Below are 14222 nucleotides of genomic sequence, written 5' to 3' on the forward strand. Positions count from 1 at the left end.
GTCCGGGTGAACGGGCGTCACCTTCCCATCGCGCAGACACCCGCCGTGGGGTGGCCGGAGTTGTTGACCACGATCGAGGTCGCCGATCTGTGCCGGGTGGCCCCCAGCACCGTCGGCCGATGGCTACAAGAAGGACGGTTGCGCGGACAGCGGACGTTGGGGGGTCATTGGCGGATTCCCGCCGACCAGATCCGCGCACTCCTGGAAGGAGACCAGGGATGAGGCGGCCCTGCCTTCCCGGCCACGCCGTCGCGCGTGATCTGTCCCGCCGAAGCGGCGTGCTGGTGTGGCACGGGGAAACCTCACGCGGCTATCTCGCTCTGGTCGGTCATGAACTGCTCATCGCGGCCACTCCCGAGGAGATGTGGATGAGGCTCGCCGCGCGCGGTCTCATCCCGACACGGGAGGAATCTTCCCCGCGTTCCATGGTTCTGCCCGGGCGCGATCACCTGGCCGGCGCCGACACGACCAACACCACCTGGACCCAGGTCAGAGCGGTCAGACCAGCCGGCCCGGTCTCGTGGGGGCGTCCCGCCTCCGCATAGGCGGCCGCGTCGGGGTGAGCGTCCTGCTCACCGGAAACCCCGGCGTTGGCCGGCCGGCCGTCCGTCTCGGGCGCGGGGCGGGCGGCCCGAGCTCCCGCGCGTCGTCCTCAGAGCCCGGCGCGCGGGACCCCGGGGAACCGATGAGGGGTGTTCCCCGGTCCGGGACGGTAGAGGGACCGTCCCGGACCACCCTCTGTCCGTCACGGAGCCGGCTTCAGGCATCGGTCCGCCCATTCCGAGCAGCGAATGGAGTCCGCCCATGGAACGCACCGACTCCGAGACATGCGGCATCCGCAACGGACAGGACATCGACCACAACGGTGATGCGTGCACATGCTGCAAGCGCCAGGGAACGCAGTGACCTGCCTCCCGCGCCGTGTGCTGATCTTGTCCGCCTCAGACCAGCAGCCCCAGAACGCAACGAACCCCCTCACCGGGCAGAGGCAAGGGAGTGGCGTTCTTCCCGATGGTCCGTGTTCGTAGAGTCACCGACGTGCCGCATTCGGTCACCCTGTTCTCGTTTCCGAGGTTCCAAGGCCGGGGACCGGTGAACACGTCCGGTCGTTCCCCCTGGCCCCGGAGGTGCCGCAGTGAGCAAGCACGACGACCCGTCCCGCTGGGATGGCCAGAAGGACAAGCCGATTCCTCCGCCGACCCCCGACGGCGGAGGAAGTAGCGGCGGGAAGCACGAGAGGGACGAAAACGACAAGTGAGTCCTGATGAGCTTCAGGCCCGCTTGGCCCGGAAGATTCCCCCGGCGTGGCGGGCCGCGTTCATGGCTGTCCCCCGGCACCTGTTCATCCCGGACACGGTCTGGGTTCGTGAGGAAGGCCGTCCCGTCCCGCTGCGCAGAGCCGACTCACCGGAGCGGTGGTTGGAGGCTTGCTACAGCGACGAGCCCATCGCTGTGCAGCTCGACGACGGCGATGGCAGTGGGCGCGGCTACGTGACGTCGTCAGCGTCCATGCCCAGCGTCGTCGCGCTCATGCTGGAAGCGGCAGAGCTGCGCTTCGGGCACCGGGTACTGGAAATCGGCACCGGGACCGGATTCAACGCCGCCCTGATCGCCTGCCGTGTGGGGATCGACAACACGACCACGGTCGAAATCGACGCCGACTTGGCCGAGCAGGCCCGCGAAGCGTTGAAGAATGCCGGATGGCCGGTGGAGACCGTGGCCGCAGACGGGACCCAGGGGTACCCGCCGGGCGCCCCCTACGACCGGATCCTGTCCACGGCGTCGGTCTACAAGGTCCCCTACCCGTGGATCGAGCAGGCCGCCCCCGGAGGGAAGGTGGTCACCCCCTGGGGAACCGCCTTCCACAGCGGCGCCCTGCTCCGCCTGTACGTCAACGGCGACGGGACCGCATCGGGCCACTTCGAAGGCGACACCGGATTCATGTGGGTCCGCGGCCAGCGCCCCCCGCACGGCGCGGTGGAAGACCGGGTGAGCCCCGAGCACGACTACGCCGAGACGGTCACCGATCTCCACCCCTACGAGCCCGTCGGGGACTTCTCCGCCTCATTCGCGATCGGTGCCCTGGTCCCAGGGATGACATCGACCCTGGTCTATGACCGGGACGACCCCGCTTCCCAGCGTTACACCGTCTATCTCATGGACCCCGGGTCCGGGTCGTGGGCTTCATGGCGCATCCAGCCGGGTCCTCACGAGTACGTGGTGAAGCAGCATGGCCCTCGTAGCCTCTTCGACGAACTGGCTCGCGCCTACCAGTGGTGGAAGGAGGCGGGGAAGCCCGACCACACCAGGTTCGGCCTCACTGTCACCCCGGACCGGCAAATCGTGTGGCTGGACGACCCGGCGCACCCGGTTGCCTAGCACGGGACGGGACATCCCCTTCTGTATGGTGACCCGGCCCGCTCGCCCTTATGGCCCCGCAACCTGCCCGGCGCTGGAAACCACGACGGGGTGGGGGATGAGAAGTCCAGGCGCCCACCAGCGGGACCGCTATCGAGAGTCGTCGGAGCTCGTAATCCAGATAGCGGCCCTGGATCAGGGCCGCAGCATCGATCACCGAGGGCCGCGTGCCGGGGTGCGTAGGAGCGGATCCGGGAGTGGCCGGACCGCTGCGCGGCGGGACAGACGGGGCGTGCGGAAGGGCGCGTGGAACGTTCGAGGGGAACGTGTCATGTGAGAGGGCGGTTCTCCGGCAGAATGGCTGTCGCCGCCCACTCCGGTGGGCTTCCGGATTTGGTAAAGCGGAGATAACGGCCCGCAAAGCCGCAGGTCATCTTCTGTAAGCCCCGCGCACGCGGGGATGGACCGGCAGTACTCAGCGACCACACCGCAGGTACGGCGTAAGCCCCGCGCACGCGGGGATGGACCGCCAGTGGGGGATACCGCGCTACGCGCGGCGACGTAAGCCCCGCGCACGCGGGGATGGACCGAGCCTGCGCGTAGACCACGGCGGCGCACAGTGGTAAGCCCCGCGCACGCGGGGATGGACCGAGGTTGGAGTTGCGGCAAAACGACCTGCTCGTGTAAGCCCCGCGCACGCGGGGATGGACCGTCCGGCGCGACTATCACACGGCTTTTCGACGTGTAAGCCCCGCGCACGCGGGGATGGACCGGAGCTGGCCGCCGCCGAGGCGGAGCAGGAGGAGTAAGCCCCGCGCACGCGGGGATGGACCGGAACAGCTCGGCATCCCCGAGCGCGGCCTGTGGTAAGCCCCGCGCACGCGGGGATGGGCCGGTCGGCAGTAGCCGGTCCTTCTCGGGGAAGGGGTGAGCCCGCGCAAGCCGGGACGAACCGGGCTAGTCCCCGAGTCCGGCCTTCTGGGCGTACAGGGCGGCCTCCATCCGCGTGTGCAGCTGGAGCTTGTCGAGGATGTTGCGGACGTGGTTCTTGACGGTGTTCTCGGAGATGTAGAGGCGCTGGCCGATGTCCCGGTTCTTCAGCCCGCGCGCCACCAGGCGCAGGACCTCCGTCTCGCGCTCGGTCAACCTCGGCGCGGACTCCGCCGGGGAGCGTGAGGAGCCCTTCTTCGCCAGCGCGGCGAACTCCCCGATCAGCTTCGCCGCCATCGACGGGTTGATGAACGACTGGCCGTCGGAGACCGCGCGCACCGCCGCCGGCACCTCGTCGACCGGGATCTCCTTCAACAGGTAACCGGTGGCCCCCGCCTTGATCGCCTCGAACAGGTCCTCCTCCTCGTCGCTGACCGTCAGCATGAGGATCTTCGCCATCGGGGCGATCGCCTTCACCCCGGCGCAGGCGTCGATCCCGCTGCTGCGCGGCATGCGGATGTCCATGAGCACGACATCGGGCGACAGGTCGCCGGCCTGCCGGACGGCCTCTTCGCCGTCACCGGCCTCGCCGACCACGTCGATGTCCGGCTCCACTTCGAGGACCGACACCAGACCGCGCCGGAACAGGGCGTGATCGTCGACGACCAGGACCCTGATGGGTTCGTAGCGACGGGTGGGGGGCGTGCTCATAGCAGGTCCTCCGGCGGCGGACGGGGGGGACCCCTAGTTTTTCACAGACAGTGAGTGGAAGACGGCGGGCATCCGTGCCGGGCGTCCGCCGCTCACCGGGCCGTCTCCAGCGGGGCGCCGCGGCCCGCGCGGCCAGGCGCGGCGCCGGAATCCTCCGCCCTGGTCCCGCCGTGGATCCGGGGGAGGTGTTCTACGCTCTACGGACCACCCGCCGGCGCCGAGAGGGGATCGTATGGCCGACGACCAGGACGCCCGTACCGTGGACTTCCTCTACGAGATGGGACTGCTGAAGCGGCTCCCCCGCACCGGTTGGGTCATCGCCGGCGTCTCCGACCCCGAGAGCGTCGCCGACCATTCCCACCGCACCGCGATCATCGCGGCGGTCATCGCCTCGTCGGAGGGCGCGGACCCGCAGCGCGCCGCGTTCCTCGCGCTGTTCCACGACACGCAGGAGACCCGGACCACCGACATCCCCCACCTGGGCAAGCGCTACCTGAAGGCGGTGCCGAACGGCGAGGTGACCGGCGACCAGGTCGCCGGCCTGCCCGGGGAACTGGCCGGCGTGATCGCCGATGCGGTCGCCGAGTACGAGGGGCGGGAGTCCGTCGAGGCGGTGTGCGCCCGTGACGCCGACAAGCTGGAATGCCTGCTCCAGGCCGTGGAGTACCGGGAACAGGGCAACAGGCATACCCGGGCGTGGATCGACACCTCGCTGGCGTCGCTGACGACGGAATCGGCCAAGCGCCTGGCGGACCTCGCGTTGGCCCGCGGGCCTCTCGACTGGATGCACCGCGCGCGGAAGGGGAGGCCGCCGTTGTAGGGACGGGGCCGCCGCCCAGGTCCCGCGGAGTCCCGCGCGGCCGCCGCCCGGTTTTCCGGACGGCCGTGGCCCTGCCCCGCCCGCGCCACCGGGCATCTCCGCGCCGGGGAGGAAGCGTTGCCGTCCCCGCGAAACGGAGGCTCCACGGCCACAAGTGGCCTTCTTTCCGATTCGGACGTGTGGTAGATCCGAGGCCGCTCTAGGATCTCTCGTGCCCCTCGCAATGACGGCCGGAGTCAGCATGAGCCCCGAACACCGACGTCCCCTCGCGACCGCGCTGTCCCTGGCGGCCCTGCTGGCCGTGGGCGGGTGTTCCACGCCGGCGGAGGACGCTCCCTCCCCGAAGCCTTCGGAGAGCGGCGCCGCGCAGCCTCCCGCCGAGCCGATCGTCCCGGCGACCCGGTTCGACACCGACGCCTCCGTGACGCTCCAGCGCGACTTCCTGGGGGAGGGGGCCGAACGGCTCCCCGTGGCGTTGCGCGGTGGCGTCGCCTACTACACCTCCGGCGACAGGCTCATCGCGCACGACACCATCCGGGACGAGTCCCTGTGGACGCTGAGCACCGAGGAGACGTTCGACGCCGAGAACCCGGGCCACAGCGCGGTGCTCGTCGAGACGGACGACGGTCCCGTCGTCTTCGGGGCCTTCCGCACCCACACCACCGCGTCCGGGACCACGCGGGCCTCGTCGAAGGTGGAGGTCATCGCGGCCGACGCCGACAGCGGCGACCTGCTGTGGCACGCCGTGCACGACCACGAGGAGTACGAGGAGTACACGCCCCGCGTCGTCGGGGTCAGCGGTGACAGCGTCATCCTCAACGCGGGCACGACGCTCGCCCTTGACCTCGCCGGCGGCGAGGTGACCTGGAGCGACGAGTCCGAGCCACGCCTGGTCATGGGGTCGACCGTCATCGGGACGGTCAGCCACTTCGACCGCTCCACCTGGATGCGGGCCGTGGACGCGGCCACCGGTGAGGAGCTGTGGACCGCCTGGGAGGACTACGCCGAGGACCTCGCCTCCGACCAGCGCCTCGACCTCCTCGCCGAGTTCCAGGAGGGCGGGGCCGAACCGGGCGAGGTCGCCGACGCCGCGGCCGAGTACTACGGGTACTTCGTCCACAGCCAGCGGCAGGGCGCCCCCGTGCGCGAGGAGTTCTTCCCGGCGGGGCCGGGACGGTTCGCCGTCGTGGCCTTCAACTACCTCAACACGAACCTCCACATGCAGGTCGCCGGAGGCAAGGAGCCCACCCAGGTCTTCGGAACCGTCCTGCTCGTGAGCGCGGAGACGGGGCGGATCGAGTACAGCTTCGCCTTCGACCCCGAGATCCGGGAGCGGATGGACAACGACTGGGGCGGATGGGTGGACGGCAGATGCCGCCACGACGGCGAACGCACGCTGGCCTGCTGGGGATGGGCGCCGCAGATCCGCTCCACCGTGGTCTTCGCCCTGGACACCGAGGAGGGCGCGCTCCGCTGGGTCGAGGAGTTCGGGGGCGAGGCGGAACGCGCCGACATCGACCCCACGGGGGCGTGGAGGGGCGCCCTCTACGGCGAGGCCGGCGGCGGAGCGGTGGTGCTCGACCTCGACGACGGCGCCGACTTGGAGACCCTGGCGGAGATGGCGCCGGCCACCACCAACGGTGTCGTCGCGGTCGAGTACGGCGAGAACGGGGAGTTCACGGTCGCGCCCGTGACGGGCTGAGGCGGGCGGGGAGGCCTCGCGGGGGTGTGGGGCGGAGGGCCGCGCGCCGCGGGGCCGGTGGACGGAGCCCTGACCGCCGGGCCGGGGAAGGCGAGGACCGTCCGCCTCCCCGGAGCCGGCCGGGTCCGGACCGCGTGGCCGAGGCGGCGCCACGGGGCCGGCAGCGGGGTGGACCAGCGGTTTCGCGCTCCCATCGGATCAGCGAGCGCGGTGGGGGTGGAGCCGACTGTGGGGGAGCCCCCAACGGTGTCTCCAGCCGAGCGGCCGCCCCTCGCCCAGGGGGCGGCTGGAACCGATCGGCGGGGGCATGCCCACGCGGGGATGGGCCGTACCCGCCCGCCGGTGTTCACTCCACCCCTCCACCCGCCGTTCGTGCGGTGCCTCGGCCGGACGCAGGTGTGCTGAGGGGGACATCCGGCCAGGGGTTCCCGTCCTGGTGCGCCCGCGTGCGGGCGTCAGGCTCGCGGGAGGGCTCTTCGTATCACGGATTTCCCGCTGTGACTTCAACCTGCAATTAGTTCACCTTTCTTACCTGCTGCTATATGGCGCGCAGTGGCCTACCTTGGTCAAAAGATGGACTGTGCGTAGAAATCTGGAATGCTGCTTCCCGGTAACCGGAGACATGCGGCCTTCTGTGACGAGTCCTCCTCGCATTTCCCGGCCAGAGCGGGCTTGGAAAACGCTTCTGCTTTCTCCGGGTATCCCTGAACACGCCGGGCGATCCAGGTCCATCGGTCTGCCTGAGAAGAAACAGACATGACGGCTAAGCCGTCTGCTCTTCCGGAACAGGGCCGGAATGGGCAGGCGGTTCAGCAGTTTTATAGGAGTCTTCGAACATGTGGCAGGTCCTGCTCTACACCACACCGTTGACGGTGGGGATCACCCTCGCGGTGCTGGCGGTGGCGGCGGTGGTGGTGGCCCGCCTGCTACGGAACAACCCGGGAACCTTCCCCCGTGAGGCGAAATGGATCCTGGCCGCGGCCACACCGGTCTACCTGCTCATCCTGGCCGCGCCCATCCTGAGCTGGGACCAGATCGGGGAGGGCGATCGCGAGATCATCTGGAATCCCGTCGCCTACTACAAGGCTGACAACGCCCCGACCGAGGGCGTCTCCATCTCTTATCCCGCAGACAGATCCCAGACGGTGAGCCTGCGGGTCATCCCCGTCTCACCGGAACGGCTGGAGGAGGTCCAGGCCGAGATCGAACGAGAGGGAGAGGACTACTATCTGGCGGCCGACTACCACCGGTACCCGCTCACCACCGGCGAAGTCGCCTACTTCGACGCGGAGGGCGAGGAGCTCGCGCCTGACGTGGCCGCCCAGCTCGACGAGCTCTACGAGGAACACGCCGCCGGCGTCGACGACAACGTCGCTCCCAGCCTGCTGGTGCAGGAGAAGACGGTCAACACCCTGCTGTTCATCCCCATTGGCATCGTGGCCTTTGCCGCCTTCTCCTCGTGGGCCGCGCGCCTGGCCTTCGGCCCAGGGTTGTCCTTCACCATCGAGTTCCTGCAATGGGCCATGGCGGCCACCCGCAGCAGCGAACTCGCCGACTTCGTCGTGAACTCCGCCGGCCACCTCATCGGCCTGGCCATGGCCGTGGCCGCCTTCCGGTTCGCTGCCAGGTCTCGGCGTCGCTCTCACCACCATCAAGACCCCGCGAAGACACCCGAGCACCTCACCGTCTGACCGACACTGATCCCCGGCTCGCCCAATCGCGCCGAGGGCGACTTTCTCGACACGCCGCGAGCCCGCATACGCGGAGAGGTCCTTCGGTTATCTCCGTAGAGAGGGGAACCGCTTCTCGCTGATGAAGCGATAAGTTATTTGAGAACGGTTCCTGAGGATACTCGTCTTTATCCGTTTCCATCTGTACTGATGAATCGCTAACGGGTCGCTGTGGAAACGGGGTTCCAAGAGGACGGCAAGATACGGACTTCCCCTCGCTCGCTGATCATCCCTGGAGGGATTTCAGCGAACGGTCTGTTCTTCGACCGCGAGTCGGTGCAGACGAGTCCCCTGCGCGCGGGAACGGAGCGGTCGGCATGCCCATCGGGTCGCCCACCGTCAACCGCTCCGCCCCGGCGTGCCCACGGCGCGTGCGACGCGCGGCCCGACCAGCCGTTCGGCCATCGGGAGCGAGTACCAGCCCGCACCTGTGACCTCGGCCTCCTGGACGCGCCCGATCTCGGCGCGGACCGTCGTGAACGCGAACCCGATGTCGAGGTGATGGTGCTCCGGCTCGCCCTTGTCCGGCCGCGCCGGAACCCGGCCGTACTCGATGTAGGCGGGGGAGTACGAGACGGGGAGCACGGCGTCGGTGTCGACACCGGTCTCCTCCGCCAGCTCGCGGACGGCCGCGCCGATCAGCGTCGTGTCGGCGGGTTCGAGATGTCCACCAGGCTGCAACAGCAGCCCGTATGCGCGGTGTTCGACCAGAAGGATCTCGGCCTCACCGCGTACCAGGAGCGCGCCGACGGTCACGTGCATGGGGAAGGTCCACCGCGAAGCGAAATCCCGGCCCTGCCGCAGCAACAGCGCCGGCTCGGCGAGCCCCGCGGCCTCTTCGGGAAACCGCTCCAGGTAGGCGGCCAGCGTGGCCGAAATGTGCGCGTCAGCGATCGCCACCCGCCACCTCCACCCCGGTCTGGAAGCAACCCCCTCCATGGCCGACCGCGCGCAGGCGGGAGACGGGAGAAGCCGCAGGCCGGCTCACCGATGGCGTTCGAGCCTACAAGGCGGTGGCCGGCCGGTGGGCGTGTACCACGCAGAGGGGCCTCGCGCGTGTGGGGTGGGCCGGCTGTCCCCCTGACCTGGGGTGGGCGGGACGCCGTTCCTTCGAGTCACGACCAGGGGCGCCCACCGCGGGGTGAAGCCGGTCCGTGGAGCATCGCGCCGGGGCCGTCTCCGCCGGTGCCCGGTCCGTCTTCGTCCTCAACCCGCGCACAGGAGTCGCCGATCCACCGTTGGGCGTTCGCGTCTCCCCGATTCCGCCACTCGATCCCCGGATCACGTGTTCGATCTTGTCGGCGTCCTCAGCGGGCCTCTGGGGCCGCGTACGCCGGCCGTCCACCGGCCGGTGCGACGCTGCCTCCCCGACGCCGCGGCCTCGAAGCGGCCCCGGGGCGGCCGTCCCCGAGCAGCCTCCTGATCTCGGTGTGCCGTGGCCGGGCGGAAGGCGTCCAGAACGCCGCCGGGCTTTCGACGCGCCCGCGTCGATGTGCCGGTGTCATCCAACGGAGGCAAGGGCGCCATCGCCCCCACACCCTCCCCGTCGGCCCGCCACGGTGGACGGCGGGTTCCGTGATCGGACACCTCCTCGCCCTCCCGGCGGGCCAGGCGCGCTCACCGGTCCGCGCGGGGCTCCCCGTCCTGCCGTGCCGGCGCGGCGGCCTGGGGCGGGCGGGCGGCGGGTTCGGGGAGGGTGCGGAAGAGCAGCCAGCTCAGGGCGGGCATGGCGATCAGGGGGAGGAGAGCCGTCCGCAGGGAGGTGGCGTCGGCCAGGTACCCCAGCAGGGGGCTGACGAGGCCGCCGACGCTGACGGTGAGGCCGAGGGTGACGCCGCTGGCGGTGCCGACACGGGAGGGCAGGTAGTCCTGGCCGAGGGTGACCTGGAGGGAGAAGGGGACGTACAGGCCGGCGGAGGTGAGGGCCACGAAGAGGAACATCGCCGGGCCAGGCAGGTAGATCACCCCGGTGACGGCGGCGATCGAGAGCAGGTAGGACCAGCGGGAGACACGGACCCGGTCGTAGCGGTTGGCCAGCGATCCGCCCAGGAGCGAGCCGACGGCGCCCCCCAGGAACAGCAGGAACAGGGCGACGGTTCCCGCGGTGGCGCTGCCCTGCATGCGCTGCTGGGCGTAGAGGAAGATGAAGGTGCTCAGGCCGGTGAAGACGATGGAGCGGAAGACCACCGCCAGGGACAGCTTCACGAAGGAGGCCACGTCGTCGGCGCCCGCGGGCACCGGCGTCTTCGACGGGCCGGCCTGAGACCGGGCGAGCATCCGGAGCACGGGCACGCACAGGGCGGCGCCGACGAGCGCGGGCAGCACCAGGACCGGCGTCCAGCGCAGTGAGCCGTTTCCGATCACGGCCGACACCAGGAGCGGGGCGAGGGCGAAGCCGATGTTGCCGCCGAGGGAGAACCAGCTCATAGCGCTGTGGCTGCCCCGGCTGGCCAGCCGGGCCACGCGGGCGGACTCCGGGTGGTAGGCGGCCACCCCGATCCCGGAGACCGCGACGAAGACCAAGGTCAGCCCATAGGAGCCGCTCAGGCCGCTCAGCGCGATCCCCAGGCCGCCCAGCAGGGTGCTGACCGGCAGTAGCCACGGCATCGGCCATCGGTCGGTGAGCGCGCCGAACAGCGGCTGGGCCACCGACGACAGCAGCGACGCGGCCAGCACGATTCCGGAGGCCACCGCGTAGCCGTAGTCCCGTTCGGCCACGAAGAACGGGATCAGCGCCGCGACGGAGCCCTGGTAGACATCGACGCAGGCGTGCCCCACGGCCAGCAGGGAGATCGGGATGTTCCTTCGCACCCGTCCCATGCTGGAAGACCCACCCGCTGGCCCGCTTTCGATAGATTGCCAGGTGTTGCAGAAAATCCGCCACACGCCTGTCGCGCCGACCCGGACCCAGCGCCTCGCCTCCGGCGGCGAGATCGACGCGCACCGCCATGACGACCACCAGATCGCCTACGCCAGCCGGGGCGCCATCGCGGTGACGACCGACGCCGGCTCCTGGGTCGCCCCCGCCACCCGCGCGATCTGGATCCCCGCCGGCACCGTCCACCAGCATCAGGCCCACGGCGAACTCGTCCTCCACCTCGTCGGTCTGCCCGTCACGGAGAACCCGCTCGGCCTCGACAAACCGGCCGTCCTCGCCGTCAGCCCCCTCCTGCGCGAACTCATCGTCGCCTACACGCGCGCCCCCGAGGACGACAGCCCGCCCCGCCTGCGCCTGCGCGCCGTCATGCTCGACCAGCTCACCGTCTCCCCCGAGCAGCCCCTGCACCTGCCGGTTCCCACCAGCCCCCTGCTGCGGGAACTGCACGACATCCTGCGCGCCGACCCGGCGGACAACCGCTCCCTCGACGAACTCGGACGGCAGATCGGCGCCAGCGCCCGCACCCTCTCCCGCCGTCTCCGCGCCGACCTCGGCCTCACCTATCCCCAATGGCGCACCCAGATCAGGCTCCACCACGCCCTGATCCTCCTGGCCGACGACACCCCCGTCACCACCGTCGCCCACCGATGCGGCTGGTCGTCCGCCAGCACCTTCATCGACGTCTTCCGCCGAGCCTTCGGCCACACCCCCGGCTCCCGCCCCGCCGCCTGACGCGGGACCGGCCGGCGCGGGGGCGGACGGGGGAACGCCGGTGGGCGAATGGGGGCGGAACCCGCCACGGAGGAGTCCGGTCACGGTCCACGGACCCGCCCCACCGAGAGGGATCGTCTTCACGCGCGTGGAGACGGCCGGCCGCCCCACCCGCGGTTTCCGCCGTGTGGAGTCCACGGCCGGCCGGGTCGTGGATCTTCCGAGATTCAGGCGTTCATAGGCCGGGATGAACATGTGACAGACTTCTCACCTCATGGACAGACGCCAGGAATTTCGCGAATCCGCCCTCGAAATGGGGATCCCCGAACACACCGTCGACTGGGCGCTCCAGTTCGCGCTGCCGCAGATCGAACTGCGGCCGGAGGGGCAGAGCGACGGTCCCGTCGTCGGACGCTACGGGGGTCTGCCCGCCCTCCCGGCCGACGTCGAATGGTCCGGCTACCCGCATTTCTTCGCCTCGGTCGACTGCGCGGCCCTGCCCGCCGGCGCGCTCGACCTTCCAATGCCCACGGACGGCCACCTCCTGTTCTTCGCCAGCAAGGACGACCCGACGTGGGCGGACGACTCCGAGGACATCGAGGGTCGGGTGGTGTACGTCCCGGCGGGGACACCGACCGCCGAGCGGCGGCCCGAGGAGAAGTACGCCGGCTACCTCGACGAGCCGTTCCCGCTCCACGGGCACGTCGCCTGGAACCTGCCGGGTCCCGGCCACGACGTCATCGACTCGGACGAGGAACGCGCGCAGATCTGGGAGGAGTTCGGCGACCTCGGCTACGACAACTCCTCCGCCGGCGAACTCACCCTGGGCGGGCACGCCTCCCCCATCTGGGACGATCCGTGCCTTCCTCCCTATCCGGGCGGTGACGACACGCCGTGGCGGCTGCTGGCCCAGGCCCATCGCCCGGCAAGGGAGGGATCCTCGAACAGCGGCACGGTCTTCTGGCTGATACGTCCCGAGGACCTGGCCGAGGGAAGGTTCGACAGGGCCAAGGTGCGGCTGGAGATGTACCCGCCCGAGTGACCAGGCCCGTGGGAAGGGCCATGTGCGCGGGGACGGGCCGATCCGCCGGAACGGCCCAGGGCGAGGGCTCCCTCCGCCGCAGGTGCCGTGTGGCCCACGGGGAGCGGTGCTCGGCCGGAGAGGCTTCGCGCGGCGGGGGCGCCGTGCGAGCCTCGGACCATGAGACTGACACCGCACGACGCCCGGGAGCGGTTCGCCGCGAGCCGGGTCGCCCGCCTGGCGACCGCCGACGGGCGGGGACGCCCCCACCTCGTGCCGGTCACGTTCGCCGTCCACGGCGACACGGTCGCGATCGGTATCGACCACAAGCCGAAGAGCGGCCACAACCTGAAACGGCTCGCCAACATCGCGGAGAACCCGCTGGTGTGTCTCCTCGCCGACGAGTACGACGAGGACTGGGAACGGCTGTGGTGGGCGCGGGCGGACGGGAGGGCGCGCGTCGTCCGCGACGGCCGGCCGTGGACGGAGGCCCGATCCCGGCTGATTGCCCGATACCGGCAATACCGTGACATACCTCCCGAGGGGCCGATGATCCTGGTCGACGTGCTGCGCTGGTCGGGATGGTCGTTCACCTGAGACACGTTCCGGAGCCCGGTTCGTCCAGAAAGGTCCTACCGCTGCGGCAGGATCTCCTCGACACCTGAAAACCGGGAGGTGGCGCCCGCATGCGTCAAATACGGGACGAACTCGTGCTACGGCCCGATCGCCGGTCGGGACGGACGAAGCTGGCCGTCTCGGCGGTGATCGCCGTGGTCATGACGGTGAGCATCGCGTTCCGCGTCGGCTGGGAGGTCGCCCTGGCCTCGGTCGTCTTCTGGATCGTGCTGTTCGCGGTGGTCATCGGGCATCTGCGCCACGCCCGGATCGTCCTGACACCGTACGAGATCGCCGTGGAGGGGATGGTCTTCCGGCAGCGCCGGCCACGCTCCCAGGCCGTGCGGGTGGTTCGCGCGACCGTCGTCCCATCACGGGGATGGGCCTCTGACACCCTGTTCCTGCTCGACGCCCACGACAACGTGCTTTTCCGGGTGTACGGCCTCAACTACGCGACCGAGGACATCAACCGGCTGGTGGGCGCGCTCGGACTGCCCTGCGAAGGCCCCGGCCGTCCCGTCAGCGCCGGAGAACTGGCCAAGATCTACCCGGGCATCGTCCCGTGGTACGAGCGGCACCCCTACCTGCTGGGTCTCCTGACGACCGGTGTCGTGGCGCTGGTCGTGCTGGCCGTCGTCCTGATCGCCATCTCCATGGGAGCAGGGTCGTAGCGTCCTCGCCCGGCGGGGCCGCCCGCGCCCCTCTCGGCGGTCATCGCGTCCCGGAAACGGGAACCGGCCGCACAC

14 protein-coding genes and 1 CRISPR repeat array are annotated in these 14222 nt (G+C 70.3%); of the genes, 11 read left to right on the forward strand and 3 right to left on the reverse strand.

Annotated elements, in window-relative coordinates; translation table 11 throughout:
* The 4 genes from B5D66_RS16180 to B5D66_RS16190 all read left to right on the forward strand — a co-directional run.
* On the forward strand, positions 1-222 hold a 222-nt coding region (locus B5D66_RS16180), incomplete at its 5' end, for a MerR family transcriptional regulator (protein ID WP_394330064.1).
* Positions 219-545, forward strand: coding sequence for a hypothetical protein (locus tag B5D66_RS16185; RefSeq protein ID WP_078762600.1), 327 nt, complete (start codon positions 219-221; stop codon positions 543-545). The genes B5D66_RS16180 and B5D66_RS16185, both read left to right, overlap by 4 nt.
* A gap of 590 nt (positions 546-1135) precedes the next feature.
* On the forward strand, positions 1136-1258 hold the full coding sequence (locus B5D66_RS26345) for a hypothetical protein (RefSeq protein WP_268805439.1): 123 nt from the start codon (positions 1136-1138) through the stop codon (positions 1256-1258).
* Positions 1259-1320: 62 nt separating this feature from the next.
* Positions 1321-2379, forward strand: a complete 1059-nt coding sequence (locus tag B5D66_RS16190; RefSeq protein ID WP_078762814.1) for a methyltransferase domain-containing protein — start codon at positions 1321-1323, stop codon at positions 2377-2379.
* A 418-nt stretch (positions 2380-2797) separates the two neighbouring features.
* Positions 2798-3253: a CRISPR direct-repeat array (repeat unit 29 nt; unit sequence GTAAGCCCCGCGCACGCGGGGATGGACCG).
* Between the two features lie 62 nt (positions 3254-3315).
* Here B5D66_RS16190 and B5D66_RS16195 read toward each other — a convergent pair.
* Positions 3316-3999 (reverse strand): response regulator, encoded by a 684-nt coding sequence (locus tag B5D66_RS16195; RefSeq protein ID WP_078762601.1) that lies wholly within the window; start codon positions 3997-3999, stop codon positions 3316-3318.
* A gap of 232 nt (positions 4000-4231) precedes the next feature.
* Between B5D66_RS16195 and B5D66_RS16200 the strand changes: the two genes are divergently transcribed.
* From B5D66_RS16200 to B5D66_RS16210, 3 genes are all read left to right on the forward strand, one after another.
* The gene (locus B5D66_RS16200) at positions 4232-4819 is read left to right on the forward strand and encodes an HD domain-containing protein (RefSeq protein WP_078762602.1); all 588 of its coding nucleotides are present in this window, start codon (positions 4232-4234) and stop codon (positions 4817-4819) included.
* 241 nt (positions 4820-5060) lie between these two features.
* Positions 5061-6521 carry an outer membrane protein assembly factor BamB family protein gene (locus B5D66_RS16205; protein WP_159457279.1) on the forward strand — a complete coding sequence of 487 codons (1461 nt, stop codon included), beginning with the start codon at positions 5061-5063 and terminating at the stop codon, positions 6519-6521.
* Positions 6522-7357: 836 nt separating this feature from the next.
* Entirely contained in the window at positions 7358-8212 is an 855-nt protein-coding gene (locus B5D66_RS16210) for a VanZ family protein (RefSeq protein WP_078762604.1), read from the forward strand.
* Positions 8213-8590: 378 nt separating this feature from the next.
* Here B5D66_RS16210 and B5D66_RS16215 read toward each other — a convergent pair whose 3' ends face one another.
* Both B5D66_RS16215 and B5D66_RS16220 read right to left on the reverse strand, forming a co-directional pair.
* On the reverse strand, positions 8591-9151 hold the full coding sequence (locus B5D66_RS16215; RefSeq protein WP_078762605.1) for an NUDIX hydrolase: 561 nt from the start codon (positions 9149-9151) through the stop codon (positions 8591-8593).
* A 717-nt stretch (positions 9152-9868) separates the two neighbouring features.
* Positions 9869-11062: an MFS transporter gene (locus B5D66_RS16220; protein ID WP_078762815.1), complete on the reverse strand. Its 1194-nt coding sequence runs from the start codon at positions 11060-11062 to the stop codon at positions 9869-9871.
* A 52-nt stretch (positions 11063-11114) separates the two neighbouring features.
* Between B5D66_RS16220 and B5D66_RS16225 the strand changes: the two genes are divergently transcribed.
* From B5D66_RS16225 to B5D66_RS16240, 4 genes are all read left to right on the forward strand, one after another.
* Positions 11115-11861: an AraC family transcriptional regulator gene (locus tag B5D66_RS16225; protein ID WP_235001037.1), complete on the forward strand. Its 747-nt coding sequence runs from the start codon at positions 11115-11117 to the stop codon at positions 11859-11861.
* A 253-nt stretch (positions 11862-12114) separates the two neighbouring features.
* On the forward strand, positions 12115-12882 hold the full coding sequence (locus tag B5D66_RS16230; RefSeq protein ID WP_078762607.1) for a DUF1963 domain-containing protein: 768 nt from the start codon (positions 12115-12117) through the stop codon (positions 12880-12882).
* A gap of 159 nt (positions 12883-13041) precedes the next feature.
* Positions 13042-13458: a TIGR03668 family PPOX class F420-dependent oxidoreductase gene (locus B5D66_RS16235; RefSeq protein WP_078762608.1), complete on the forward strand. Its 417-nt coding sequence runs from the start codon at positions 13042-13044 to the stop codon at positions 13456-13458.
* Between the two features lie 89 nt (positions 13459-13547).
* A complete protein-coding gene (locus B5D66_RS16240) occupies positions 13548-14147 on the forward strand; it encodes a hypothetical protein (protein WP_078762609.1) in 600 nt (199 codons plus the stop codon).
* Positions 14148-14222: the final 75 nt, after the last annotated feature.

The sequence above is a fragment of the Marinactinospora thermotolerans DSM 45154 genome, assembly GCF_900167435.1.
Classification (GTDB): Bacteria; Actinomycetota; Actinomycetes; order Streptosporangiales; family Streptosporangiaceae; genus Marinactinospora; species Marinactinospora thermotolerans.

Excerpts from the sequence above, each read along its gene's own strand:
- B5D66_RS16200 (WP_078762602.1), top strand. The coding sequence starts at position 4,232 with ATGGCCGACGACCAGGACGCCCGTACCGTGGACTTCCTCTACGAGATG.
- B5D66_RS16210 (WP_078762604.1), top strand. The coding sequence starts at position 7,358 with ATGTGGCAGGTCCTGCTCTACACCACACCGTTGACGGTGGGGATCACC.
- B5D66_RS16195 (WP_078762601.1), bottom strand. The coding sequence starts at position 3,999 with ATGAGCACGCCCCCCACCCGTCGCTACGAACCCATCAGGGTCCTGGTC.
- B5D66_RS16230 (WP_078762607.1), top strand. The coding sequence starts at position 12,115 with ATGGACAGACGCCAGGAATTTCGCGAATCCGCCCTCGAAATGGGGATC.
- B5D66_RS16240 (WP_078762609.1), top strand. The coding sequence starts at position 13,548 with ATGCGTCAAATACGGGACGAACTCGTGCTACGGCCCGATCGCCGGTCG.
- B5D66_RS16235 (WP_078762608.1), top strand. The coding sequence starts at position 13,042 with ATGAGACTGACACCGCACGACGCCCGGGAGCGGTTCGCCGCGAGCCGG.
- B5D66_RS16185 (WP_078762600.1), top strand. The coding sequence starts at position 219 with ATGAGGCGGCCCTGCCTTCCCGGCCACGCCGTCGCGCGTGATCTGTCC.
- B5D66_RS16190 (WP_078762814.1), top strand. The coding sequence starts at position 1,321 with ATGGCTGTCCCCCGGCACCTGTTCATCCCGGACACGGTCTGGGTTCGT.
- B5D66_RS16205 (WP_159457279.1), top strand. The coding sequence starts at position 5,061 with ATGAGCCCCGAACACCGACGTCCCCTCGCGACCGCGCTGTCCCTGGCG.